21 protein-coding genes are annotated in these 25,112 nt (G+C 67.0%); 4 read left to right on the forward strand and 17 right to left on the reverse strand.

All coding sequences use genetic code 11. The annotated features are described in order from the left end of the window. Positions 1 to 98: 98 nt before the first annotated feature. The 5 genes from G9V96_RS01470 to fepB are packed head-to-tail and all read right to left on the reverse strand — an operon-like array spanning position 99 to position 5,137. On the reverse strand, positions 99 to 1,304 hold the full coding sequence (locus tag G9V96_RS01470) for an enterochelin esterase domain-containing protein (protein ID WP_168581441.1): 1,206 nt from the start codon (positions 1,302 to 1,304) through the stop codon (positions 99 to 101). Beyond that, a complete protein-coding gene (locus G9V96_RS01475) occupies positions 1,304 to 2,107 on the reverse strand; it encodes an ABC transporter ATP-binding protein (protein ID WP_168581442.1) in 804 nt (267 codons plus the stop codon). The genes G9V96_RS01470 and G9V96_RS01475 overlap by 1 nt, the downstream gene beginning before the upstream one ends. Beyond that, a complete protein-coding gene (locus G9V96_RS01480; RefSeq protein ID WP_168581443.1) occupies positions 2,104 to 3,147 on the reverse strand; it encodes a FecCD family ABC transporter permease in 1,044 nt (347 codons plus the stop codon). Before G9V96_RS01480 ends, G9V96_RS01475 begins: the two co-directional genes overlap by 4 nt. Continuing rightward, positions 3,144 to 4,136 (reverse strand): FecCD family ABC transporter permease, encoded by a 993-nt coding sequence (locus G9V96_RS01485; protein WP_168581444.1) that lies wholly within the window; start codon positions 4,134 to 4,136, stop codon positions 3,144 to 3,146. The genes G9V96_RS01480 and G9V96_RS01485 overlap by 4 nt, the downstream gene beginning before the upstream one ends. Further along, on the reverse strand, positions 4,133 to 5,137 hold the full coding sequence (gene fepB / locus G9V96_RS01490; RefSeq protein WP_168581445.1) for a Fe2+-enterobactin ABC transporter substrate-binding protein: 1,005 nt from the start codon (positions 5,135 to 5,137) through the stop codon (positions 4,133 to 4,135). The genes G9V96_RS01485 and fepB overlap by 4 nt, the downstream gene beginning before the upstream one ends. A gap of 104 nt (positions 5,138 to 5,241) precedes the next feature. Here fepB and G9V96_RS01495 point away from each other — a divergent pair, with 104 nt between their 5' ends. Continuing rightward, positions 5,242 to 5,946, forward strand: coding sequence for an AraC family transcriptional regulator (locus G9V96_RS01495; RefSeq protein WP_168581446.1), 705 nt, complete (start codon positions 5,242 to 5,244; stop codon positions 5,944 to 5,946). Positions 5,947 to 6,116: 170 nt separating this feature from the next. Here G9V96_RS01495 and G9V96_RS01500 read toward each other — a convergent pair whose 3' ends face one another. From G9V96_RS01500 to G9V96_RS01550, 12 genes are all read right to left on the reverse strand, one after another. Next, positions 6,117 to 6,767 carry a TetR/AcrR family transcriptional regulator gene (locus G9V96_RS01500; protein WP_168581447.1) on the reverse strand — a complete coding sequence of 217 codons (651 nt, stop codon included), beginning with the start codon at positions 6,765 to 6,767 and terminating at the stop codon, positions 6,117 to 6,119. Between the two features lie 29 nt (positions 6,768 to 6,796). Beyond that, the gene (locus G9V96_RS01505) at positions 6,797 to 8,581 is read right to left on the reverse strand and encodes an ABC transporter ATP-binding protein (protein ID WP_168581448.1); all 1,785 of its coding nucleotides are present in this window, start codon (positions 8,579 to 8,581) and stop codon (positions 6,797 to 6,799) included. Between the two features lie 13 nt (positions 8,582 to 8,594). Further along, the gene (locus G9V96_RS01510; RefSeq protein ID WP_168581449.1) at positions 8,595 to 10,370 is read right to left on the reverse strand and encodes an ABC transporter ATP-binding protein; all 1,776 of its coding nucleotides are present in this window, start codon (positions 10,368 to 10,370) and stop codon (positions 8,595 to 8,597) included. Then, positions 10,367 to 10,993, reverse strand: a complete 627-nt coding sequence (locus tag G9V96_RS15005; RefSeq protein WP_226913601.1) for an ATP-binding cassette domain-containing protein — start codon at positions 10,991 to 10,993, stop codon at positions 10,367 to 10,369. The genes G9V96_RS01510 and G9V96_RS15005 overlap by 4 nt, the downstream gene beginning before the upstream one ends. After that, on the reverse strand, positions 10,878 to 11,819 hold the full coding sequence (locus G9V96_RS15010) for an ABC transporter ATP-binding protein (protein ID WP_226913372.1): 942 nt from the start codon (positions 11,817 to 11,819) through the stop codon (positions 10,878 to 10,880). Before G9V96_RS15010 ends, G9V96_RS15005 begins: the two co-directional genes overlap by 116 nt. Before the next feature lie 447 nt (positions 11,820 to 12,266). Further along, positions 12,267 to 13,772, reverse strand: a complete 1,506-nt coding sequence (locus G9V96_RS01520; protein WP_168581450.1) for an ABC-2 family transporter permease — start codon at positions 13,770 to 13,772, stop codon at positions 12,267 to 12,269. Continuing rightward, positions 13,769 to 14,548, reverse strand: coding sequence for an ATP-binding cassette domain-containing protein (locus G9V96_RS01525; RefSeq protein ID WP_168581451.1), 780 nt, complete (start codon positions 14,546 to 14,548; stop codon positions 13,769 to 13,771). Before G9V96_RS01525 ends, G9V96_RS01520 begins: the two co-directional genes overlap by 4 nt. A gap of 128 nt (positions 14,549 to 14,676) precedes the next feature. Next, on the reverse strand, positions 14,677 to 15,378 hold the full coding sequence (locus G9V96_RS01530; protein ID WP_168581452.1) for a response regulator: 702 nt from the start codon (positions 15,376 to 15,378) through the stop codon (positions 14,677 to 14,679). Between the two features lie 143 nt (positions 15,379 to 15,521). Further along, positions 15,522 to 16,364 (reverse strand): PRD domain-containing protein, encoded by an 843-nt coding sequence (locus tag G9V96_RS01535; protein WP_168581453.1) that lies wholly within the window; start codon positions 16,362 to 16,364, stop codon positions 15,522 to 15,524. 68 nt (positions 16,365 to 16,432) lie between these two features. Then, positions 16,433 to 17,884: a 6-phospho-beta-glucosidase gene (locus G9V96_RS01540; RefSeq protein ID WP_168581454.1), complete on the reverse strand. Its 1,452-nt coding sequence runs from the start codon at positions 17,882 to 17,884 to the stop codon at positions 16,433 to 16,435. A 16-nt stretch (positions 17,885 to 17,900) separates the two neighbouring features. After that, positions 17,901 to 19,844, reverse strand: a complete 1,944-nt coding sequence (locus G9V96_RS01545) for a glucose PTS transporter subunit IIA (RefSeq protein ID WP_168581455.1) — start codon at positions 19,842 to 19,844, stop codon at positions 17,901 to 17,903. 350 nt (positions 19,845 to 20,194) lie between these two features. Further along, a complete protein-coding gene (locus tag G9V96_RS01550) occupies positions 20,195 to 21,385 on the reverse strand; it encodes a sensor histidine kinase (protein WP_168581456.1) in 1,191 nt (396 codons plus the stop codon). 195 nt (positions 21,386 to 21,580) lie between these two features. Between G9V96_RS01550 and G9V96_RS01555 the strand changes: the two genes are divergently transcribed. The 3 genes from G9V96_RS01555 to G9V96_RS01565 all read left to right on the forward strand — a co-directional run bounded on the left by G9V96_RS01555 (position 21,581) and on the right by G9V96_RS01565 (position 24,838). Further along, on the forward strand, positions 21,581 to 22,798 hold the full coding sequence (locus G9V96_RS01555; protein WP_168581457.1) for an AI-2E family transporter: 1,218 nt from the start codon (positions 21,581 to 21,583) through the stop codon (positions 22,796 to 22,798). A 25-nt stretch (positions 22,799 to 22,823) separates the two neighbouring features. Beyond that, entirely contained in the window at positions 22,824 to 23,507 is a 684-nt protein-coding gene (locus G9V96_RS01560) for a response regulator transcription factor (RefSeq protein ID WP_168581458.1), read from the forward strand. Between the two features lie 143 nt (positions 23,508 to 23,650). Next, the gene (locus G9V96_RS01565; RefSeq protein ID WP_168581459.1) at positions 23,651 to 24,838 is read left to right on the forward strand and encodes a trypsin-like peptidase domain-containing protein; all 1,188 of its coding nucleotides are present in this window, start codon (positions 23,651 to 23,653) and stop codon (positions 24,836 to 24,838) included. Positions 24,839 to 25,112 lie beyond the last annotated feature (274 nt).

The following is a 25,112-nucleotide window of genomic DNA, read 5'->3' on the forward strand; positions in this document are numbered from 1 at the left end:
GAGAACAGGTGGTGTCCTGGCTGCAACGGCAGTGCTGCGGCGGCGCGGTCACGGCTCCGGAGCCTCCTCGCGCGACCTGCGAGGGGCCCACGGGCGACTCAGCCCAGCAGCTCCCGCAGCCCCTGGATGAGTCCGTGGCGCCACCACGCGTAATCGTGGCCTCCGCGCCAGGGCGTCACGGACGTGGTGGCTCCGTGAGTGCCCAACCACGCGGCAGCCTCCTCGGCCAAGGCGATCATGTTCGGCTCATCGGTACCGGCCTGCAACACCACGCGAGCTCCGCTCAGATCACCCGCCTGCTGGTCCACAAGACGTTCTCCGCCCTCGGGATGCCACCAGAAGGAGCCTGACTGGACGATGGCCGACCGGGCCAGGTGCGAGTAGCGGGCCAGCGTCGCTGCCGCCGCTAGCCCTCCGAAGGACTGCCCGGCGATGAGCGTGTGCGCCGGGTTCGGCCGGTGGCCGAGCCGGTCGGCCACCGCGTTCAGGACGTCTGCGGTGATCGTGCCGATCCGCTCGGGGACCGGTAGATCGGCCGCCCGTTGGTCGAGGCTGATGCTGTCGATCAGCACCACCGGCACGTGCCCGAACCCGTTGGCGGCCAGTGCCCGCCGAAGACCGAGCCTGCGCCACATGGCGCCGTCGTGGACCACCAGCAGGGTGTCGGTGGTCTTCTCCGCGGAGTCTGGTCGGTGCAGCCACAGCCTTCTATGCAGACCGTCGGTGTGTACTACCTCCAGGTCCAGCCAGCCTGTTTCGGCTACGCCGTCGCGCTCATCCCACCCGGGCGTCGACACGGCCAGGGGGCCCGACCAGATGCTGGAGGTCCCGCCGCGGGCGTGCGGTAGACGGCGCGGATTACCGGGATCGGGCTGGCCTGCTTGGTGGATCGCCAACCATCCCGGCCTGCTGCGGCCGGCATGACGGTCGATGGGTGAGTCGGACACCAGGCGATATCCGTAGCTGCCATCGGCGCTGAGCAGGTAGCTGAGCCGGCGCAGGGGAGTGCCCGGAACCGGATGCATGAGGGCTGGCGTGATGTCCTCCCGGTGGCGGTCGGTGAGGCCGTTGAGGTGCACCATGACCTCCGTGCGCGGGTCCGCCTGCTCGACAACGAACGTCACCTCACAGACTTGTTGGCCGTCGAACCAGAACGGCTCGCCGGTCACCGGGGTTTGCACGCCCTGATCCCACCAGCGCATGACCTGTTCGGGTCCGGCGTTCTCGAGTTCCTGCCACCACCCAGGGTCGGCGGCCGGCGGCGCCCCGTGCGAGGAGCACAGGGTCGGCAGAAGTCGCTCCATCACAGGTTCTCCTTCTTGGGCAGGGGGCGGATCGCCACCACCAGCGGCCCGCCGGTGACGGGATCGGTGAGCACTTGGGCCTCGATGGCGAAGACCTCGGCCAGCAGATCGGGGGTGAGAACCTCTGCTGGCGGCCCTTGAGCGACGAGGCGTCCCTCACGCATGGCCACGACGTGCGTGGCGAAACGAGCGGCATGGTTCAGGTCGTGCAAGACCGTCACCACGGTGCGACCGCGGCGGTTCAGCTGAGAGCACAGTTCCATCACCTCGAGTTGGTGGTTGATGTCCAGGTAGGTCGTGGGCTCATCCAGCAGCAGCAGGGGCGTTTGCTGTGCCAGGACGGTTGCCAGCCAGACACGTTGGCGTTGCCCCCCGGAGAGCTCGTCGACCACGCGCGTGGCCAGGTCGCTCACCTTGGCGTCTCGCATGGCCTCCTCGACGGCGAGGGTGTCCTTCTCGTTCCAGCGACGCAGGAAGCGCTGGTGGGCGAAACGGCCTCGGGAGACCAGGTCGGCAACGCGGATCCCCTCAGCCACCGTGGTGTGCTGGGGCAGCAGGCCCAGGACCTTGGCCACCTCGACGGTCTTGTGGTCGTGGATGGGTCGTCCGTCGAGAACAACCCGGCCTGCGCTGGCCGGCAGCAACCGGGCCAGCGCCTTCAGCAGGGTGGACTTGCCGCAGGCATTCGGGCCGATGATGGCGGTGAATTCGCCGCTGGCGACCTCGAGGTCGAATCCGTCGATCACGCAGCGCTTTTCGTACCCCACGCAGAGCGACTCGGCGGATAGTTCGGGGGTCGTCATCGGCTTCTCCTGGTCAGGATGAACAACATGTACGCCCCACCCAGCAGGCTGCTCGCCAGGCCGACGGGCATCCGCAGGTTCTCCGGCAGGCTCTGGCCGAGGATGTCGGCTGCCAGCAGCGTGGTGGACCCCGTCAGGGCAGCGGGCACGATGGGGACCGTGCCGCTGCGGGTCAGGCTGCGGGCGATGTGGGGCGATGCGAGCGCGATGAAAGCGATCGGCCCGACGGAGCAGACGGCCAGGGCGCACAGGACCACGCCGGCGGTCACGGTCACGCTGCGCAGTCGGGGGACGGCCACCCCGAGTTGCAGGGCCATGTCTTCGCCGGCCTCCAAGGTGTTGAGGTGACGGGCGCACCCGATCAGGACCGGGAGCGTAAGAACGATTCCGATGGTGGCCGGCAGCAGGTCCGGCCAGGTCCGGGCATTCAGCGTCCCGGCCAACCAGCTCTGTCCCATGATGGTGGTGGCGGGATTGCCTTGAGTCAGGATGACGGCTGTGACGGACTGACAGAACGCGCCCACGCCGATGCCGACCAGGACGAGGCGTTGGCCGGGGCTGTGCACCCCGAGATGACTGATGGCCCAGGTCAGGGCTGAGGCTCCCAGGCATCCGGCCAGGGCGGCCAGGGCAACGGCCCAGGCGTCGAGCCGGAACAGGACGATGGCCGTCACCGCGCCCATCGCAGCCCCGGAGGTGACCCCGATGATGTCGGGGGAACCCAACACGTTGCGGGTCAGCGATTGGAAGACCGAACCCGCCATCCCCAAACTCGCTCCGACCACTGCACCGCACAGCACTCGGGGCAGCCGCATCTGTTGAACGATGGTTGCCTTCTCCCCGCCGCTCAGCCCGGTGAGCACCTCGGAGGTGCTCAAGGATGAGGAACCGGTGTGCAGGCCCAGGAATGCTGTTCCCAGCAGGGCTGCCAACAGCAGTACGCTGACGACAACGGCGCGCGGATGGAACACCACGCTTCTGTCCCCGAACCGCAGCACCTTGAAGCTGAGTAGGTTCTCGACCGACTGGTTGGAGGTCATGCCGTCACCACCCGGGAGCGTCGGGCGATCGCCACGAATACCGGCGCGCCCAGCAAACCGCACACCAGACCGGCCTGCATCTCCGCCGGTGACGCCAGCCTGCGCCCGATCAGGTCGGCGGCCAACAGCACGGCGCTGGCGAATAGGGCGGCTATGGGGGCCACCGTCATCAGCCCGCCACGACACAGTCGACGGCTGGCCACGGCAGCGGCCAAGCCGAGGAAACCGATCGGGCCCACCAGCGCGGTGGCCGACCCGCACAGGATCACCACCGACACCGAACCCAGCCCCCAGGCCCGGCGGGTTGAGGCGCCCATGGCTTTGCCGAGGTCCTGACCCAACGCGAGGGCGTCCAAGGACCGGGCAGCCGCAGCGGCCACCAAGGCTCCCAACCCCACCATGGCTGCGCCCAGCAGGATGAGCGGCCACGGCCTGGGCGCGACGCCGCCGGCGTCCCAATAGCGGAAAGCGACGAAGACCGAGGGGTAGTTCAGCAGCAGCATGATGGTGAAGGCAGCGATGACAGCCGAGAACGCGGCACCGGCCAGCACGAGCCGGATCGGATCCGCCGTGCCTGAGAAAGCGCCCCCCACCATGAGGACCACTGCCCCGGCCGCCGCGGCTCCGAGCATGGCCATCACCATCATGGCGGCAGCCGAATCTGCCTGCCAGAAGACCAGCCCCAGGGTGACGAAGAGGGCTGCCCCGGAGTTGATACCCAGCAGACCGGGCTCGGCCAGGGGGTTGCGGGTCATGCTCTGGATGACGGCGGTGGCCGCCCCCAGCCCGAGTCCGGCCACCACCGCCGTTGCGAATCGAGGCAACCGCAGTCGCCAGACGATGACGTGGGTGGAGTTCTGCGGATCGAAGTGGTTGAGGGAGGCGATCACCTCGCCGGGATGGGTGCCGTGCGATCCGAGGAAGAGGCTCGTCATCCCCAGAACGAGGATGACGAGCCCCAACACTGCACCGAGGAGCAGATGCCTCACTTCTTGTAGGCAGCCGCCAGGTGCTCGGCCATGTCCAGTGCGCTGTAGTAGTCGAGCTTGTAGGAGGCGACGCCCAGCGGCACCAGCTTTCCGCTTCTGGCGGCGGGGATAGTTCCGTAGGCCGGGTCGCTCTTGAGGCGGTCGACGATCTTGTCGTCACCACCGACGATCAATACGTCCTTGGCCGTCAAGGCAGCCACGGCATTCTCCTGGGAGAGGAAGACGAAATCGCCGCGGTCCTGGCCAGCGCCCTGCCCCTTGTTGGCCTTGGTGAGGTCCGTCGTGTCCAGCTTGAACCCGAGTTCGCTGATCACCTTGTCGTGGGGGCCACCGGGCTTTGCGAAGGCCGCGCCCTTCTCACCCATGTGGACGATCATTTGGACCGGATCGGAGGGGGCCTGCATGGAGGCCTTCAACTCCGAGATCTTCGTGGAGTAATCCTCCAAGACCTTGGAGGCGTTCTCCTCCAGCCCGGTGATCGTACCCAGCTGCTTGGTGACCTCTTCCCAGCCGATCTTGTTGTAGTCGATAACCACCACGGGGGCCAGCTTGGTGAGCTGGTCGTAGGCATCCATTGCGGAGTCTCCGCCGGTGGCCGCGACCAGGATCAGATCCGGGTCTGCTGAGGCAACGGCTTCCAGGTCCACCTCCTGGTTGTTGTAGAGCACCTTCACCCCGTGCTCCTTGGCGATGGGGGACCAGTGGGCGAACAGCCCCTGGTTGTCCAGTCCGCGGTCGTTCGGCTTGGCTGCCCCGGTGCCGATCACGGGTGCGTCGATGGCCAGCAGCGAACCGGTCAGGACGACGGAGGTGGAGACGATGCGGGTGGGTTGTTTCTCCAGCGTTGTCTCGCCCTTGGCGCCGGTGATGGTGCGTGGCCAGGCGCCCGCGCTGGAGGGCGCGGGGGCGGCGGGCTCGGTCTTGCCCGAGGAACAGGCCGATGCGAACAGGACCAGAACGCACGTCAGCAGAGCGAGGAAACTGCGTAAGGACTTCGTCATGGTGTCTTTCTGGCAGGCGATCATCTGGGGATGGCCCCGTCCGGGGCCAGAGGTTTAGGTTAGGCTCTGCTTCCTTCCAGTAGTTTCGGGAAAAGGACATCCTTGTGCCCGTTTGCGACATCGTGCTGCGTCACCGCGGCGATGAACTCGCCATTGCCTTAGCAGGGAGTGCGGTTTTCGCTGTGGAGGATGGTGAGCTGGTAGCTGACCGCGTCCACGCGGTGTGGATTCCCGCCGCCCATCCCCACCGTGTGCGCTCTAGCGTGGAATCTCTGGTGATGCCGCTGTGGATTCCGCCGGAGCAGGTGGCCCACACGCCGAGTCGCCCCTGTCTGGTTCGCAGGACGTCCCGGCTGGAGAGCCTGGCGCGTTCGCTGTTGCAGCCGCAAGCGCTACGACCGCTGGATATCCGTCGCACTCAGCGGGAGTTGGCAACCGAGGTGGCCAGTGTGGCCGGCGTGTCTGGAGTGCCCCGCCTGCCGCGGGATCCCAGGGCCAGGCGGGTGGCTGAACAGGTGTTGCGCGATCCGGGCGATCCTCGATCAAGAGAGGCCTGGGCAGCCTCGGAGCACATTTCGTCCCGCACGTTGAGCAGGCTGTTCCAGGGGGAGACCGGCATGGTGTTCTCCCAATGGCGCACAGCGGTGCGGATGGAGCGTGCCGCGCGGCTACTGGTGGAGGGCACCGAAGTCTCGGTGGCTTCCCGCAAGTGTGGCTACAGTACGGTTTCGGCCTTCAGCACGGCCTTCGCGCGACACATGGGAGAGTCCCCGGCTCGCTATCGACGCTCACACCGTCGGGGTAACTGACCGAGCGCGAGCCGGAGCGCCGTTTCTAGGCCGTATAGCGGTGTGTGCAGCGCAACCATGCGGCACTGCCTGCGCTGGCATCGGCTGGATCCGCGGCGGGGTGGAAACCCTCTTGGCCCAGGCTCGGCGATGCTGTCGCCGAACCTGGGCAGCCGCCAACCTTCATCGCCTCAGTGTCCCGCTTCGATCCCGGCGATGATGAAGTCGATCTTTTCGTCCAGGAAGCCTCGGTCCAACCAGCACTCCTCGGCGGGAAAGTGCACGTCGCCGTCGGGGCGCTGGGCCGCCAATCGTTCTCTGGCCACCTGCAGAGCTGGGTCGCCCGCTGCGGTTTGGCTGCGCATGGTCTGCACGAACAGATGGGTGATCAGGACGGTGTCGGCGATGAAATCGATCGTGAAGTGTATGCGCTCGTCGTTGGCGGGTATGTCGACCTGGCGTAATCCCGCAATGAGCTTGTCGAGGTAATCCTGAATGTGGGCATGAGCCCCCGGCACCTGAATGAGAGCAGTGGTGAGACCGGGATACCGGCTGTGTAGGTCCCAACAGGCGTTGGCATAGTCGCGCAACTGCTGCTGCCAGGGCAGACCCGGGTCGGGCAGAACCAGATCCTGTGCCGCCCGGGCCATGCAGCGGTCCAGCAAATCCTCGCGGGAGGAGACCACCCGGTAGAGACTGGGCGCGGCCACCCCTAGCTCTTGGGCGACCGCAGCCAGTGTCATCCGGTCCAGACCGATCTTGACGGCGGCCGCCACTACGTCCGCTAGTGAGAAGGTCGGCTTCGGGCCGGTCTTGCGGCGGCCGGGCAGGGAGGGCGACATGGCGTTCATCCTAGGGGGGCCACGCACCCTCAGCTGGCGATCTGCCACCCACGGGCAGCCTCGCGTCGCTCCCAGAAGCGCCGGTAAGCCCCATCTGCGCAGAACAATTCGTCGTGGGTGCCGCGTTCGGCGACCCGGCCGTCCTCGTCCAGGACGAGGATCTGGTCGGCGGCGCGAACGGTATCGAGCTTGTGCGCGATGACCAGCACGGTGGCGTGCTCACGCAAGGCAGCGACGCTGGCGACGATGTTGTCCTCGTTCTCGGCGTCCAGAGCGCTGGTGGCCTCGTCGAGCAGGACGATGGGTGCTTGCTTGAGAAGCGCGCGAGCCACCGACACCCGCTGACGCTCGCCACCGGACAGGGAACGCCCGCCCTCACCGACACGGGTCTGCCAGCCATCGGGCAGCCGCTCGGCGATGGAAGTGACCCCGGCCAGGTCCGCCACCGCGTGGACCTCCTCGTCGCTGGCGTTCTCCCGGCCGATGCGAATGTTCTCCATAAGGGTGTCGTCGAAAAGGTAGACGTCCTGGAAGACCATGGACAGCTGGGCCATCAACTGTTCGGTGCTCTGTTTGCGAACGTCGGTACCGCCCACCCGAACCGCCCCGGCGTCGACGTCCCAGAACCGGGCGATCAATCGGGCGATGGTTGTCTTGCCTGAGCCCGACGGGCCGACCAGGGCCAGCATCATGCCCGGCTCGGCGCTGAAGGTGACGTCCTTCACCACGGGGCGATCCGCGGCGTAGCCGAAGGTCACCCCGTCCAGCTCGACCCGCCCGGGTGAAGGCAGCGGGGCCTTGGTGCAGGGCTCGGGGAGCTTGGGTGCCTCGAGGATGGCCATGATCTCGTCCATCGGTGAACGGGCCAGGTCCATGCTGATGAACAACCCCCCGAGGTCGTTCAGAAGGTGGGCGTAGCGCAGGGTGAGACCGATCAGCGCGATGGCCTCCAACGGCCCGAGGGCGCCTCTGGTAGCCAGACCTGCGGTGATCAGGATGACCGTGACAGCCATCGCCTGCATGACGATGCCGTTGAGCACCTGCGGGATGATGCTGATCCACAGTTCCCGGCCTCGGGCACGGTCGTTCTCGCGCCCGGCAGCCACCAACGGTTCAAAGTCCTCGGCTCGCCCCGCGGCGCGCAGCGCGGGCTGGCAGGCGGAGAACTCAACGATGCGCTGAGACAGCTCGACCGTGGAGGGAACCACGCTTTCGGAGGCGGAACGCCGGATCGACTGCGCGATCACCATGACCACGACGGCGATGGGCGCGATGAGGGTCAGCGTGAGCCCCAGGGTGGGATTCCACACCCACGAGCCGACGACGATGACGATGAGAGTGGCCGAGAGCATCTGGACCTGACTGACCAGGTGCGCCACCATCTCCCCGATCGATATGAAGCCGTCGGAGACGAGCCGGGACAAACTGCCGGTCCGGGAGGATCGGAACCAGCCCAGCGGGAGGGAGGCGAGCGCGTCGCCGATGGCCACATGACCGGCGCGGATGATGCCGAGGGCGACCCCGTAGCCGTTCATCGCAGCGGCGTAGCGCAGCACGGCGCCGACGAGGGCGAACGCTGCCAGGGTGAGCAGCCATCCGGAGGTGGTCAATCCCCATTCCCGCTGGTGTGTGGTCAACGAGGTGGACAGTGGCAGCAGGACCAGCATCGCGAAGCCGTCCATGGCGCCGATGACGAGGTTGAGGGTGGTGAGCGTCGTCACCTGGTTGCGGGCTTTGGTCCCCAGCAGTGATCGGATCGATCGCAGCATGAGGGGGTCCCTGATGACTGCGGCGGTGGAGGTGGAATCACTCATTGTCCGGTGCCTTTCAGTTGCTGGGGGTGAGGGCGGTGGCGGTCATCAGGGCGTGCACGGCCTCGGCCGTGACCTGTTCACCCTGGAGGTCGCCGGTGACACGCCCCAGATCGAGACGCACCACCCGGTCGGCCCCGAGAACTGACTCGGGACGGTGGCCGATGACCAGCACCGTCCGGCCCTTGACGAGTCGGTTGAGCGCCTCTTGGATCTCGGCCTCGCAGTCGGCGTCGGTGGCAGCGGTGGCCTCGTCCAGGACGAGGACCGGCGCATCAGCCAGCAGCGCCCGGGCGATCGCGATGCGCTGTCGCTGACCGCCGGACAGGTTCGACCCATCGCCCACGATCGTGTCCAGCCCCTCGGGAAGCTGGGCGATGTCGGCGGTGATCTGGGCGTCGGCTGCTGCCTGCATCACCTGTTCGTCGCTTGCATCCGGACGCGCCAGTCGGATGTTCTCCCGGATGCTCAGCCGTGGCAGCTGCGGATCCTGCAGCACGAAGGAGACGGTGCGGTACAGCTCCTCAGACGGCAGCTGGCGCAGGTCGACGCCGCCGAGCAGGATCGATCCGGACTGGGGATCCTGGAATCGGGCGGTCATCGTGGCCAGCGTGGACTTGCCCGACCCCGAGGGGCCGACCAGAGCGGTCACTGAGCCGGGCTCGAGGGTGAGGTCTACCCCGTCGAGGGCACGCGTGTGACCGTAGGAGAAGGAGACGTCCTTGAGTTCGATCCGGGTTCCTTCGGGGGTGGCCGTCTCGGTCGGTTCGGCAAGGGTCGGTCCGTTCAGGACCTCATCGACGCGAAGCGCAGCGTTGCCGGCGAGCTGGTAGGACCAGGCGGTCCGGCCGATCGTCAGGATCGAGGCCGGCACCACCAGCGCGATCAGGGTGGTGGTCAGCGCATCGGCCGGCGTCACCACGCCCGCGCGCACCAGCGCCGCCCCGCCCGCCATGTTGATGAGCACGAGCACCGGGACGCTGACCGTCGCATCGCCGAAGGCGCTGATGCGCAAGAGGGGCGTGACCCAGGCGGAGTAGAAATCGGAGAAGGTGCGGGCGGCGTCGCTGAAGCGACGGTGTGCCTCTCCGACGCGACCGAACGCCTTGACCACGGCGATGCCGTCAGCGAACTCGACTGCGGTGGCTGAGACGTTTCCCAGATGGCTGTCCATCTGTGCGGTCTTGGTGCCCATGTCGCGCATGCCGAAGGCCTGGATACCGGCATAGACGGGCAGGGTCGCGACGCTGAGCAGGCCCAACCGCCAGTCGACGGTGAAGGCGTAGACGACCAGCGCCAGCGGGATGATTGCCGCCGCGGTCGACTCGACGGGGGCGTGGGCGACGAGGGTGTGCAGGGTCTTCACATCGTCCTGGACGGCCTTGCGAACCCGCCCGGAGTTGGTGTCGGTGAACCAGGCCAGGGGTGCGTGCGCGAGCCGGTCGATGACGCGCTCGCGGATCACCCGGCCGAGCTTGAGGTCGGCGAAGTGGGTGACCGCCAGGGCCAGGAAGTACAGGGACAGCTGGGTGAGGAAGGTGCCGATCAGCCACATGCTGATGGTGTGGACCTGCTCGGCGTCGGGTGTCGCATTCTCGGCGTGGGCACGCAGCAGCACTTCGCCGAGTCGCACCAGCGCGACATAGGGAGCGACGGCCAGGGCTCCGGAGAGTCCGGCCAGGATCTGGGCCAGCAGAATGCGCCCGCGAATGGGGGCAAGTATCCACTTGAGGGCGTCCTTGGCGCGGGCCCTCTTGTCGGCGGCGGCGTCCGGGGTCGGGGTATCGGTCATCTGGTTTCGCTGTCCTCTCGAGCGTGGTTGATGTCTGGTAGATGGAGGGCTGCATCCGCGCAGGAGTCGATGAGTTCTTCGTCATGGGTGATGACGATGACGACGTGGCCCGCTTCGGCGAGCGCTCGCATCTGCCCGGCGATGGCCTGCAGGTGGGCACGGCCCACGCCAGAGGTGGGCTCGTCGAAGATGGTCACGCGAGAGGGTTGGGCCATGGCGGAGGCGATGACGAGGCGCTGTCGCTGACCGCCCGACAGTGACTGGGGATGGCGCTGCTCCATGCCGGTCAGTTGCACCCCGGCCAGCAGCGCGGCGACGTCGACCTCGGCGCGGTCCTTGGCGTCTAAACCCAGCGTGACCTCGTCGAGCACGGACTCTGAGAAGAGTTGACGGCCGACGTCTTGCATGACGACGTAGCTCTCGCGGGTGCGTGCCGCCTCGCTCAGCACCCGGCCATCAAGTCGGATCGTCCCGCCGCGTTGCGGCGTCGCGAGTCCGCACAGGATCCTAGCCAGGGTGGTCTTGCCGCATCCGTTGGGGCCGGTGATGGCGGTGATGGTGCCGCTGGGGAAGTAAGCGGACTCGATGTCGAGGATCTTCCGGTCTCGATACGAGAAGCGAATCTGCTCCAGCTCGAGGCCACGCGCCTGGTTCGCGGGGGGGGACGGGGGGAGCAGGTCGTCGACCGGATGGGGGAGTCAGGCGGCGCAGCCCGAGGTCGCAGCGCGTCTGCTCGCTCAGGGCGAAGAACTCCGCGCCCTCGAAGCGGTACCGCAAGCGTCCGCGGTCGAAGTAGAAGACCTGGTCGACAAGCTCGCGCAGGTAGTACAGCCGGTGTTCGGCGACCACGATGGTGCGGCCCGCGGCTTTCTGCTGCGCGAGGATCTCGCGCAACTGCCCGATGGTGTCACTGGACAGATTCGAGGAGGGTTCGTCGAACAACAACACCGGGGTGGTGGCGGCAATAGCCGCGGCGCAGGCGACCCGTTGGATCTGCCCTCCTGACAACTGGGACAGTCGGCGATCAAGCAGCGCAGTGGTGTTGGTGACGGCTGCAGCATGCTGGAGGCGCCGCAGCGTCTCGGCCCGGGCAACCCCCAGGTTCTCGTTTCCGAAGGCCAGCTCGGAGCCGACTTCGTCGGTGAAGAACTGGGTGCGGGGGTTCTGAAAGACCGTCGCGCTGGTGAGGCCGGCCTCGTGCAACGGACGGGAAGGCACATCGACTCCGGCGACGGTGACGGATCCGGTGATGCGTCCCTCGTGGAAGTGGGGGACCAGTCCGTTCAGCAGTCGCAGGGCCGTGGTTTTGCCCGAACCGCTCGGCCCGCACAGCAGGCTCACGGTGCCGGCATCCGCGGTGAAGCTCACCTCGTCCAGGCCGTACTCGCCGCCCTGATAGCGGAAGCAGACATCGTGCACGTCGATGACCGGTCTCTGAGGTCCCCTCACAGCGGGGTCCCCCGGCCGCTCGGTGGGAGCGGGAGACCGGGCTGGGCTGCGCCGGCCGGTGTCACCGCCGATCCGGGACGAGATGCGACTCGCGCGCTGCCGCGTTCGCGCCGGCGCTCCGGTCCACCATTCGTGGAGGTGGCTGACGTGGCTCCCACGATCACGGCGTCCCGATCTGCACGACGCAAGCGCTGACAGGCGCATTCGGTTCGAGGCTCATCAGCAATTCCTTACGGGCGTAGCTATTAGGTGTGCCAACCCTAACTCCTATGGTCATTCGGAGAAAGGTGGGCTGGCTCACCCGCCCGCTGCTTGCTGGCGCCGGTCAGCGTCAAACCTTCGACGGGACGTCCCCGGCCCGGGGCCGACGGCATTAATCGGCTAGCTCTCACAGAGCCGGGCGGTCCCGTTCGTGGTGTCTTGCGCCCGGTGCGTGGGCTGAGTTCGTCACTGCCCGGCGGCTCGGCTGAGCGCCCGCAGCCAGAGCGCCCCGGCGCTCGCGGTGACCAGGCTCGAGGCGAGGATGCCGAGGAGGACCCGGAACGGGTCGGTGCTGACCAGGGGGAAGACGTAGCCGGTGGCCACCCAGGTCACCTCGACGATTTGGGGAGCGGCGAACACCAGGCCCATCGCGGTGCCCAGGATCGTGGTCGCGATAGCCGTGCCGGTACCGAATCTGGCCGCCAGCCACAGGTTGAGGGTGCTCAGCGTCACCGCGCAGGCCGCCAACGCCACTAGGAACAGCGTCGACCAGGAGCCGGTGAACAGGAGCAGAGCGGCGCACCACAGCCACATGGCAGCCAGCCGGGCCAGCACATCCACGGCCAGGGCCCCCGCCACAACCGATGTGCGGGTACGGACGGCCAGGGCGCGCAGCGCGGGCTGTTGAGCGTTCCAGACCAAGCATGCCAGCAGGCAGGTGCCGAACGGCAGCAGCACGCCGCCGGTGAACGCCATGACGCCCTGGCCCTCCCACAGCAGCGCGACCGCCACCAGCAGCGCTGCGGCCGTGATCGTCAGGGCATCGATCGGGGTACGCCGAAGCGAGCCGGACATGGCCAGCACCCGGTGTGGCCGCCCGGTATGCCACGAGCCTTCGGTGCGCACGGCAGGATTGGCCGCCGTCGGGGCCGGGTTTGCGGCGCCGTGGCGCCACAGGCGCAGCCTGACCGGCCCCCAGGTCGCAGTGGCTGCCACGACTATCAGCCCCAGCGCCAGATTCGCGAACGCCAGCGGCCAGACCGGGTACTCCCACACCGGCGAGCCCGCTTCCAGCGCGACCCCGTTGGCGTGCACTCCCAAGACCGGGAGCATCGGGCGCACCATCCACGTCCACGGCTGCCACCACCAGGAGGCTTTCTCGGCCATGAGCGTGCCCGCCAGCTGCCACACCAGCCCCGCGCCGAGTGCGAAGCCCATGGAGGTCAGTCGGGAGAGGAGGATCGCCAGCGCGATCCACAGCCCGCTGGCTGCCCACAAGAGGAAACCGGTCTGCAGTGCCATTCCCAGCGGCGGCTCTGGCAGACCGGCAGCCAGGCCGAAGCCCAACATGGGCACGGTGATCGCCAGGTCGAAGAAGAGCACTGCCAGGTACAACACCGCGGCGCGGGCCAGGGAGATGGTTCGCGGCGAGACCGGACGCCATAGAGTCCCGCCTTCGCGGGCGCGGGACTCGCGGCCGATGTGCAGGCCGACGACGAGCCCGATCAGTGGGCCTTGCATGGCGGTGGCGTAGATGACCGTCCAGAAGTACAACTGGTGCCATGAGCTCAGCTCCTGGGTTGCCACGACCCACCAGCCCAGGCCCTGCAGGATGGCGATCAGCAGGCCCAACATCGGGATCCGCAGCGTGGAACTGCGCCGGGAACGGAGGAGTTCGGCGCGCAGCGCAGCTGCGAATCCGGGCTGCGGCGTGCCGATCAGGGTGTGCTCAGAGACGTTCGTGGCATTCATGCTGCGCCCTGCCCGTCAAGGTGTCCGTCGAGCTGGTGGGTGGCGCGCAGGTAGGCGGCCTCCAAATCCCCATCCGGGGCCAGATCGGCCAGCGGCCCCTGGTAGACGAGGCGGCCTTGGGACAGAATGCCGATGTCGTCGGCCAGGTGGCGTACCTCACCGAGCTGGTGGCTGCTGATGAGGACGGTGCGGCCCTGCTCGGCGAGGTCGCGGATCAGCCGACGCAATTCGATGATGCCCTCAGGGTCCAGGCCGTTCTGTGGTTCGTCGAGCACGAGCACCGCCGGGTCGGTGAGCAACGCGATCGCCAACGCGAGCCGGGCCTTCATCCCGGTTGAGAACTTCGCGGCGGGTTTGCGGTCACTACTCGAGAGCCCGACCAGAGCCAGAACGTCGTCGACACGCGAACCCGGCACCCCCATCAGTCGGGCGTGGACCATGAGGTTCTGCCGGGCGGACAGGTGCTGGTAGAGCGCCGGCCCGTCGATGGAGGCGCCCACGTCGGCCAACGCCGCCCGAGCCGCCCCCTGACCGAGAACGTCGACCTGGCCGGCGTCCGGTTTCACCAACCCGAGCATGATCTTCAAAGTGGTGGACTTTCCGGCGCCGTTGCGCCCGAGCAGGGCGTACACCCGCCCCGGGGTTGTCCGCAGCGACACTCCGCGAAGAACCTGCTGGCCGCGGAAGCTCATGACCAGCCCGCGGCACGAGAACTGTGACGCGCTTGGGCCGAGGTTCGGGGTGGGCTGCGGGCTGGGGGAGGAGTGTGAGGTCATGCCATCCATGCTGTTGCGCCAGGCGAGATCGCGGATCCTGCCCCGGGCGGAATGGGGTTCTCCTCCCCAGGTAGGAGAACCCCCGGCTCTCTGGTGCTGCAGCGAGCCCAGGCAGTCCGGAACCGGTCTCAGGGCAGCAGGATCGGGCCGTCCCCGGACACCAGTCCGGCGGCGTGCGCCAAGACGACCAGCGCCACCCGGTCGCGGGCGTGCAACTTCATCAGCAGGTTGCCCACGTGGGTCTTCACGGTCGTCTCGGCGATGAACAGCTCGGTACCGATCTCGGTATTGGTGTGCCCCCGCGCGATCAGGCACAGCACCTCCAACTCGCGCGGGGTCAACTCCGCGAGTATTGGTGCCGCGGCCTGTCGTTGCTGCGCTGGCTGTAGACCTGCAGGCTCGCGTAGCGCTTCCAAGACGGCCGGAGCCGCCTGCGGGTCGATGACGGCTTCACCTCGATGCACCGCCCGGATCGAATCGAGCAGCACTGCTGGGTCGGCATCCTTCAGGAGGAACCCGCGGGCGCCGGCCGCGAGCGCCCCGAGCACCAATTCATCCAGGTTGAAGGTCGTCAACACCAGTACGCGGGGCCGGCCTCCGGCCGCCACGATGCGCTCGGTGGCCTTGATGCCATCCAGGCCCGGCATCCGAATGTCCATGAGGATGACGTCGATGGCTTCTTCGCCGGCCAACACCGCTTCGACGGCTTCGTAGCCGTTGCCGGCTTGGGCCGCGACGCACATGTCGGGTTGGGCGTCGATGAGCGCGCTGAACGCCGAGACCAGCAACGGCTGGTCGTCGGTGATCGCCACCCGGATCGTCTCGCTCACAGCGTTTCTCCCTGCCCAGTTGTTGTCCTCGCCGATGACAGCGGCGCACTGAACCTCACGACGAACTCGTCCTCGACCTTTCGGCCCGGAACCGGCTGCTCACCAGGTTGTCGTCGACATGATCGACGAAGGCGGGCACCGGGTCACGTTGCGACTCCCACATCGGTGGCCAGGCGAGCCACATGCAGAGTCAGATAAGAGAGTTCAGCCTCGTTGAGGTGGTGCCCGTCCATCACCAGCACCCCCTGCAACCGCTCGGCCACCCGCCAGGAGTTCGGGTGAGCAGTACGTATCGACTCGATCAGGAGCGCGGGCGCCTGGGTCACCTGTCCCTGTTGGGCCAGGCGGACGAAGAGGTATCGCAGATGGGTGACGAAACGAGCTACCGACATCGATTGGTCGTCCAGCGCGGTATCGAACGCCGCAGCTACGACCGAAAGCACCTGTCGGATCCGGTGAGTCATGGCCACGGTATGGGCCATGTTGCGCCCCGCCACCTGGGCGTTGACGAAGTGCAGAGCGAAAGCGGTGGCCTCCTCCGGCGGCAGCCGCACATCATGGTCGCTGGCAATGATGTCCAGGGCCTCACGACCGGCGGCCAGCTCCTCCGGGAAGAGTTGAGCCACCTCCCACGCCAGCGGGTACGCTGCCGCCTCGTGATCACGGTGGCGCACCGCCACGCTGAGATGATCCGCCACCGCGAGCAGGAGTGCCTGGGTCGGTTCCAGCCCGGTGCGCCTGCGATAGGCGCCAACGATGCGGCCTGCGGTTTCGGTGATCTCCAAGGGGAGATCACCGAGCAGGCCGGCCAGCCGACCGATCGAATGCTCGCCGTCAGGCACGAACGTCTGCGTCACGGAGGCGACGTCCACCGGGTCACCGAGATGGCGTCCGAAACCGAGTCCCTTGCCCATGAGGACAACCCGGGTGCCGTCGTTCCGCTGAGCCAGAACGGCGTTGTTGTTGAGCACCCGAACAACCTGCACAGGGCTCCTCCTACTGGTGGTGTGGTGCGGGCGGGGGGCGACGACATCGCCCGAGACCCGACGTCGCTTCAGAGGTCCGCGCCATTGCTGCTGATGACGTGCTTGTACCAGGCGAACGAATCCTTGGGTCGCCGTTCTAGTGTCCCGTTGCCTTCGTTGTCTCGGTCGACGTAGATCATCCCGTAGCGCTTCTTCATCTCGCCGGTGGTGAACGAGACCAGATCGATGATCCCCCACGGCGTGTACCCGATGAGGTTCACCCCGTCCTCGGTCACCGCGAGGCGCATCTGCTCGATGTGCTCTCGCAGGTAGGCGATACGTGCTTGGTCGTGAACGGCCCCGTCCGGCGCCACCTCGTCGACGGCGCCGAAGCCGTTCTCGACAATGAACAGCGGTAGGTCGTAGCGCTCTTGCAGCACGTTGAGAGTGAAGCGCAGGCCGACCGGATCAATCGGCCAACCCCATTCGGTGGTGCTGATATAGGGGTTCGCCACCGCACCCTTGAGTCCGCCGGAGACGACGTTGGCCTCGTCGAGGTCTGTGTCTTCGGTGGCACGTACGACGACCGACATGTAGTAGCTGAAACCGATGTAGTCGACGGTGCCGGCCGCAAGGATGGCCTCGTCGCCGTCCCGGATGCCGACATCCCAACCCTGGCGTTCGAACTCTTTCAGGGCGTACCGGGGGTAGCGTCCTCGCACGTGCACGTCGGGGAAGAAGAAGCGGTCGTGGTTAGCCCTTTGGTAGGCCATCATGTCCGCCGGGTCACATGAATAGGGGTAGATCGTCGCGCTGGAGATCATGCAGCCGATCTGCAGGTCGGGGTCGATCTCGCGACCGACGGCCACCGCCCGGGCGCTGGCGAGAAGTTCGTGATGACCTGCCCGGTACATGACCTCTTGAGCGTCTTCTCCAGCCGCGACGGTGACGCCCGAGTTCGTCCACAGGAATAGGGGCGACTCCGTGTTCATCTGGTTGTTGATCTCGTTGAACGTCATCCAGTACCGAACCTTGGAGTGATATCGCTCGATGCAGACTCGGGCGAACCGCTCAAAGAAATCGACCAGTTCACGAGAGCGGAAGCCGCCGTACTCGCGGGCTAGGTACAGCGGCATCTCGAAATGCGACAGCGTGACGACGGGTTCGATGCCGCGGGCCAGGAGCTCATCGAACAGATCGTCGTAGAACGCCAGCCCCTCCTGGTTCGGCTCACTCTCGTCGCCTCTGGGAAAGATGCGCGACCAGGCGATGGAGGTGCGGAAGCATCGCAGGCCCATCTCGGCAAAGAGCGCGATGTCCTCACGAAACCGGTGGTAGAAGTCGACGGCTTCGTGGTTGGGGTAGAACTCGCCCGGTTCCACGGTCTCGGTGACGCGGCGTGGCACTCCGTGGGCGCCGGCGGTGAGGACGTCCACGACACTGGGTCCCTTACCTCCGGCATCCCATCCGCCCTCGAGCTGGTGGGCCGCGACGGCGCCGCCCCAAAGGAAGCCGTCAGGAAAAACCGATGATGTGCTCATACAGGCCTCTCAGGTATCACGCGGTGGTGGCGGACGGGTCAGGAACCTCGCTCGGCCGCCGGATGGCGGTGAGTACCGGGTCACCATGCTCGACGTCAGTGCGCTCCTCGGGAACGACGTCGGCGTAGGCCGCGGTGTTGGTGACGACCAGGAGGGTGGTCGCGGCAAAGCCCGCCTCGGCGATGACGCCGCGATCGAAGTCCATGAGGGCGTCACCGGCGCGGACGCGCTCACCTGAGCTCACGCGGGCGGTGAAGCCACGACCCTGGAGTCGAACGGTGTCGATTCCGACGTGGATGAGAAGTTCAAGGCCGCGGTTCGAACGCAGTCCGATCGCGTGCGGCATGAGCGCGACGACCTCCCCGTCGCAGGGCGCGTACACCGTGGAATCGGAGGGTTCGATGGCCACGCCGCGTCCCATCGCGCCGGAGGCGAAAACGGGGTCGGGTACCTCGCCGAGGGGCAGCAGGTGGCCGCTGACCGGGGCGCTCACCGCGATGGTGTCTTCACCCGCGGCCAGGACAGCGGTCGCGCTTGCAGCCTCGGTCGTTGAGTTGCCGGCGGCTTCGACGTCGGTGCCGAGGTCCTCTGCGGGATCGTCGAAGCCGGTGACGATGACCAGGACTGCTGCCAGGAGGAACGCCACCAGGGCGCCTACCGATACCCACAGCAGCGAGGATGTCCCGGCCTTGTGGGCGTTGACGATGGTGAGTGGACCGGGCAGACCCGCATACACGTATTGGCGGGCACCGAAGATCGCGATGATGACGGCTCCCACCGCGCCGCCGATGCAGCCCATGACGAACGGCTTTTTGAGGCGAAGCGTCACGCCGTAGATCGCGGGTTCGGTGATGCCGAAGAATCCGGTGGCGGCCGCGGAAGCGGCGACGCCCTTCATCTGCCGGTTGCGCGACCGAAGGAAGACACCGAATGCCGCGCCGACCTGACCGATTACCGCGGCGGTTTGGAAGGCTTGGAAGGAATCCTGGCCGTACTTGTCGAAGTTCTCCAGCACCATCGGGGTGACACCCCAGTGGATGCCGAAGATGACCGCCACCTGCCAGAAGCCTCCGATGAGGGCGGCGGCGACGGGCGGCGCAGCCGCGACGAGCGCGTTGTAACCGTTGGCGAGGCCGCTAGCGGCGCCGGCGCTGAGCGGACCAATGAGCAACAGGGTCAGCGGCACCATGACGATCAGGCAGATGAACGGTTCGAAAAGCTGCTTGGCTGTGCCGCGCAGCACCCGGGAGAGTCCGCGCTCGAGGTAGGACAGCACCCACACCAGGAACAACGGCGGCAGGACCGAACTCGTGTACACGGTCTGCGTGAGGGGAAGTCCGAAGAAGGTGACGTGTTCGCCTTCGCCGATGCGGGCTGCAATCTCGCCCCACGTGGGATTCATGATTGCGGCGCAGCACAGGACAGCGATGAAGGTGTTGACCTTGAAGTGCCTGGCCGCGGTGATGGCGATGAAGATGGGCAGGAACGTGAACGGCGTCCACGACATGAAAGAGAGAACCTCGAAGGCGCCCGTCTTTTCAAAGTCAGGCCACGCCATCGTGGTCAAGATGAGAGAACCCTGAAGGATGCCGGCAGCGGCGAGGATGTAGATGAAGGGCGCGAACACTGCGGACATCGTGGCGATGACCCGATTGAGCACTGATTGCTTGGGCGCGTCGCCCTCGTGTCGAGCGCCATCCAGGTGAGCGGCGTCAATGAACGCGTCGTGAACCTCACCGACGTGGGCGCCGATGACGACCTGGAATTGCCCCCCGTTTTCAACCACGGTGATAACTCCTGGCATCTGCGTCACCGCGGCCCTGGCGCCCGCTGGAGTGGTCCGCAGGACCAGACGCAGTCGGGTGGCGCATCGCGTGGCGTTCACGACGTTGTCCGTTCCCCCGACGGCGTCGAGGATGTCGTGGGCGAGTTTTGGATAGTCACGTACCGGCTCAGCCATGAGAAGCCCTTCCTGCGGCGCCGACTACCGTGTCGACGAATGAAGTTCTACGGGAACGATTGGTGTTTCGCCGCGGGCCGCAGTGCCGATACGAAAAAGAGGCAACACATCGCAGGCAGAGTAATGACGCGCACTCCGGCCCCGAGTATTGCCTCTTTCGAGTAACAAGCTCGACATCCGTAAGGAATTGCATGGAGGCTACCCCCGCGTGTCGGCCGCCTGCAAGGGGGCTGCGGACACGAGGTCCTGACCGCGAAGTGCGTCGTAGCTGATTGCTTCCTGCCGCCTCAGCTCTGTTGTGGCCGGCGGCACCAGCCCACCATCAGCCGTGAGGTCGCGGGAGCCCCGACCTAGGAGGTCTGCAGCCCAGTTGTCGTCGCTGATGACAGTGGCGCGCTGAACCTCACGACGAACTCGTCCTCGACCCTCTCGGCCGAGAACCGGCCGCCCACCAGGTTGGCGCGTTCTCGTAAACCGAGCAGGTCATGTCCCGCGCCTCGTTCGGACGGCGCTACCTGCGACCCATCCGAGGCTGGGATGGGGTTGCTGAGATGCATGAGGACGTCCTGGCCTTCCTGGGAGACCCGAAGGTGAGCCTGCGGGTTGGGGCCGCCGTGTTTGACGACGTTGGTCAGTGCCTCTTGAACAGCACGCACCATCGCCAGGCGGGCCGGTGTCGGCCAACTGCTCTGCCAGGCGCGCAAGGTGTCCGGGTCGGGCAGCTCCGTGGTTATCGCCACACCGTTGGCGCGAGCTTGATGCACCAGGTACGGGATCGTCGTCACGTCACCGACCGGCGTCTGGTCCTGCGCCCGCAGCACCCCCACCAGGGAGCGCACCTCGGCCAGGGCGTCCCGGGAGGCGTCCCGGGTGTTCTCCAGCGCTGAGCGCACAGCCTCGGGAGTGCCGATGGCCAGCCCGGAGGTGGCCTGCACCTGCACGACGGTGAGGCTGTGCGCGACGATGTCGTGCAACTCCCGGGCGATCCGAATCCGCTCCTGGGCGGCCGCCGACTGCGCGGCCTCCTGGGCAGCTTGCCGGGCTTGGCGCTGCTGACGTGCCACGGCACGTCGATGCGCAGCGTCATTGCGCGCCAAGGTCGCTGCCCACAAGTAGGTGATGACGCACAACAGCACATGCAGCAGCAGGCTGGCGCGAGTCCACATCTGCACCACCGGGCTGCCGAACGAGCCCACCAGGGTCAACAGCAGCCCGGCCAGCCCCCACCACGGGTTGGGCACCCAGCGCGTCACGGTCCACAGGCTGATCGGGGCGCAGAACAGCAGGGGAGTGACCCCGAGGTTGACCGGGCTGGTGAAGACCACCAGCGCCAGTGCCGCCATCGCCGCGAAGGTCACGATGAACGCCGTGCGCGGTTTTGTGCGGCGAAGCAGCAACGCCACGCTCAACACCAGGTGAATCGCTAGATTGGCCAGGTAAGCCCAATACGGCCCGTACTCGAGGATGAAAGTGGCCTCCATGGCGCTGACACACAGCGCCAGGCCACCGAGCACCAGGTCGATCACAGGGGGGCGTCGCACCCGAACCATCGTAGGTTTCGCCCGCGGCAGGCGCCTCATCCCGCGGTAGGAGGCGCGAAACTGCACGACGTCCGGCGCGGGGCTCGGCAACGGTCGGCGAAGCGGGGAACCGGTGGCCTCAGGCAGCGCTCAGGACACGGGCTCTATCCTTGCCGCGTCCATCGCTGGTGGGCCGAGCAACCTAAGGAGACAGCCATGCGACGTGCTCGCCCAGCCCCTCACAAGGTCCACGCACCCCTTCACGAGACGGCCCCCCAGCTCGCGATGCCTCTCGTACCGGAGCCGAGCCTCGGTTCGACTCGGGATGCCGCGCCGCTGATCAGTCGCCGGCACCTGCCGTATCCCGTTCTCGTCGCCGGCGCCTGGTCGGGGATCCTGATCCTGCTGGCGGCAGCCAGCTATCTGCTCGCCCAGGTCGTCGCGGCGGTCAGCATCGTCGTGGTGCCGTTGGCCGTGGCCGTCCTTCTCGCGGCGCTGCTGCATCCGTTGGTTAGTTGGCTGGATCAGCACAGCCCGCTGCCTCGGCCGGTGACGGCTCTCCTGGCGTTGTTGCTCCTGCTCTGCTTCATCGTGGCGGGGTCAACGGTGGCGATCAGCCAGATCGCGGCGGGGGCGCCTAAGATGACCGAGGGCGTGCAATCTGGTGTCGCAGCGATTACCTCGTGGTTGCGCACCGGCCCGCTGCACGTCACCGGCGGGCAACTGGCCGCCTACCTCACCCAGGCACAGCTGGCGCTCAAAGCCCACATCAGTGAGCTGTCGACAGGTTTCTTCGATGTCGGGAGCCGGGCGGTGGAGATGATCGCGGGCACCTTCATCTGCCTCATCGCCACATTCTTCTTCCTCTGTGACGGGGCGAAGATCTGGGCCTTTCTCGTCTCATTCCTGCCCCGCGCGACCCGCCGTCCGCTCTTCGAAGCGACCCGTCGAGGTTGGGTAAGCGTGAGTGCCTACGCGCGCACGCAGGTCGTGGTGGCGGCAGTCGATTCACTAGGGATCGCGCTGGGCGCGTTCGCGTTGGGGCTGCCCCTGTTGGGATCCATCGTCATGCTCGTCTTTCTCAGTGCCTTTGTGCCGATCGTCGGCGTGATCGTGGCGGGCATCGTGCCCACCCTGATCGCCCTCGTCGCGCTCGGCCCGGTGAGCGCACTCATCATGCTCGGCGTCGTGGTGTGCGTTCACTTCCTGGAGGCGCATGTCCTGCAACCATTCCTAATGGGTCACGCGGTCGCGCTGCATCCGCTGGCGGTCATCGTGGTCGTCGCCGTGGGCGCCTATCTATACGGGATCTCCGGTGCGTTGTTCGCCGTCCCGGTACTGGCCTTCCTCAACGCCACGGGACGCTACCTGGCCGGTGCAGACCCGTTCCCCGAACTCGGTACCCGTACCGGCGACGACACGCTCGTCGAGTAGTGAGCAGCAGCGAGGGGGTAGACCGATGCGGGTGTTGCTGGTCGAGGACGAGAAGGTGCTCGCCGAATCGCTACGGCAGGGATTGAGCCGGGAAGGGTTCGTCGTCGACGTCGCACATGACGGGGTCACCGGCGAATGGCTGGCGAGCGAAAACCCCTATGACGTGCTGGTGCTGGACATCATGCTGCCCGGGCGTAACGGCTACGACGTACTGCGCAACGTCCGGGAACGCAAGATATGGACGCCGGCCCTCATGCTGACGGCCAAGGACGGGGAATACGACCAGACCGACGCATTCGACCTGGGCGCTGATGACTACCTGACCAAACCGTTCAGTTTCATCGTCCTGGTGGCACGACTGCGAGCGCTCATCCGCCGCGGGGGGCCGCAACGCCCCGTCGTGTTGAGCGTCGGGGACCTGCAACTCGACCCCAACCGGCGCACGGTCACGCGGGACGGGGAACCCGTGGCCTTGACCGCGAAAGAGTTCGCGCTGCTGCACTACCTCATGCGCCACCCGGACGATGTGCTCTCTAAAGCGGAGATCCTGGACAACGTCTGGGATCCGGCCTTCGAGGGCAGCGAGAACATCGTCGAGGTCTACATCGGCTATCTACGCAAGAAGATCGACGTCGCCTTCGGGGTGCACACCCTGCAAACGGTTCGCGGAATGGGCTACCGCCTGCTCTCGGCGCCGTCCGCGCAATGACCCGGGAGAGTAGTGACCGGGACGCGAGGGGGGTCGCACCGCTGCCGTGATCGTGCGGCCACGCGTCCTTCTCAGGTTGTTCTTCGCATCAGGGGCGGACCGTGATGATCACCAGCAGAGATCCACCCGAGACGGAGCCCGGCATGCACGAACCAGAGAATGTCGCCCCCGCGGCCACCTATGAAGATCAGGCGGGGGCGCTGCCCGTCAACGCTCGGCGAGCCTCGGGTCAGCGCCGCTGGGGTGAGATCGTCACCGTGTCCGTGCTCAGCGCGGTCGCGGCGTCCGCCTTGACCATGGCCGCCACCTCCACCCTTGACCGCAGCGCCGCGTGGACGCCGCTGGCCAGTGTCACACCCGCTCAGAGCAATCCAGCCGCCACACCCAGTTGGGCGGCCGTGGCGGCGAAGACCACGCCTGGAGTCGTGGCCATCTCGGTCAGCACCCCCGACCAAGCTGACGAGGGTTCCGGCGTGCTGTGGGACACCCGCGGAGACATCGTCACCAACGATCACGTCGTCGCCGCGCCCGGGGCTCATATCACTGTTCGAATCGGCGCCCAGGAAAGCTACCCGGCCACGGTTCTGGGGGCCGACCCCACCACCGACCTGGCCGTACTGCGCCTGACCCACCCGCCGCAGAGTCTGAGGCCACTGCCACGGGCCAACGCGACCGGGGTGAAGGTCGGGGACCCCGTCATGGCGTTGGGCAATCCGTTGGGTCTATCCGGCACCGCCACCACCGGCATTGTCAGTGCGCTGGGCCGTCCCGTCCTCACCCGCGCACCGACGCCGGAGGGCGCGTCGGCGGCGGATGCGCTCACCCCTGTCGTGACAGATGCCATCCAGACCAGCGCCGCCATCAACCCGGGCAACAGCGGGGGAGCCCTGGTCGATTCCTACGGTCGGCTCATCGGCATCAATTCGGCGATCGCTTCCCTCAGCGCCGGCGGCGGGCAGGGTGGCAGCATCGGCATCGGCTTCGCCATCCCGATCGGTGAAGTCGAGAACGTCACGACCCAGATCATTCAGAACGGCCACGCCGAGCACGCAACGCTTGGCGTTCGTCTGCAGGACGCGAGTTACCAGCAGGACAACCGCACGATCAGCGGCGCGGGGATCCTGCAGGTAGCACCCGACAGTCCAGCAGCGCAGGCCAAGCTACGTTCCGGGGATATCGTCACGGCCATCGACGGCAGGCCGGTGTCCAGCTCTGACGCTCTGGTCGGGGCGGTACGGGCGCTCCGCCCCGGCAGCACCGCGCGGCTGTCCGTGGCACACGCCGGTGGCGGTGCACGAGACCTGGACATCACCTTCGGCGGGCAACTGTGATCAGCAGCCATCCAAACCAGTTCGGCTCGACACCCTCGTCGTCGGCAACGCTCGGAGGCGCTCACTCGGATCGACCTGCCGCTGGTGAGGGCGACTCGTCACGGCTATCCGGTGCCTGCGTCCCCGCGGCCGCAGCGCCGCTTCGACAGTTGCCTAGAGTTGCCGCGTGATACTGCCTCGGTCCGCCTCGGACCGCACGCTGAGGGACATCAACGTGAGCCTGCGGCAGATCACGGTCGTGGCCCGCAGACAGGCCCCCGACGATGCCAGCGAG

Origin of the sequence: Gephyromycinifex aptenodytis, from assembly GCF_012277275.1 — a bacterium.
GTDB classification, from domain to species: domain Bacteria; phylum Actinomycetota; class Actinomycetes; order Actinomycetales; family Dermatophilaceae; genus Gephyromycinifex; species Gephyromycinifex aptenodytis.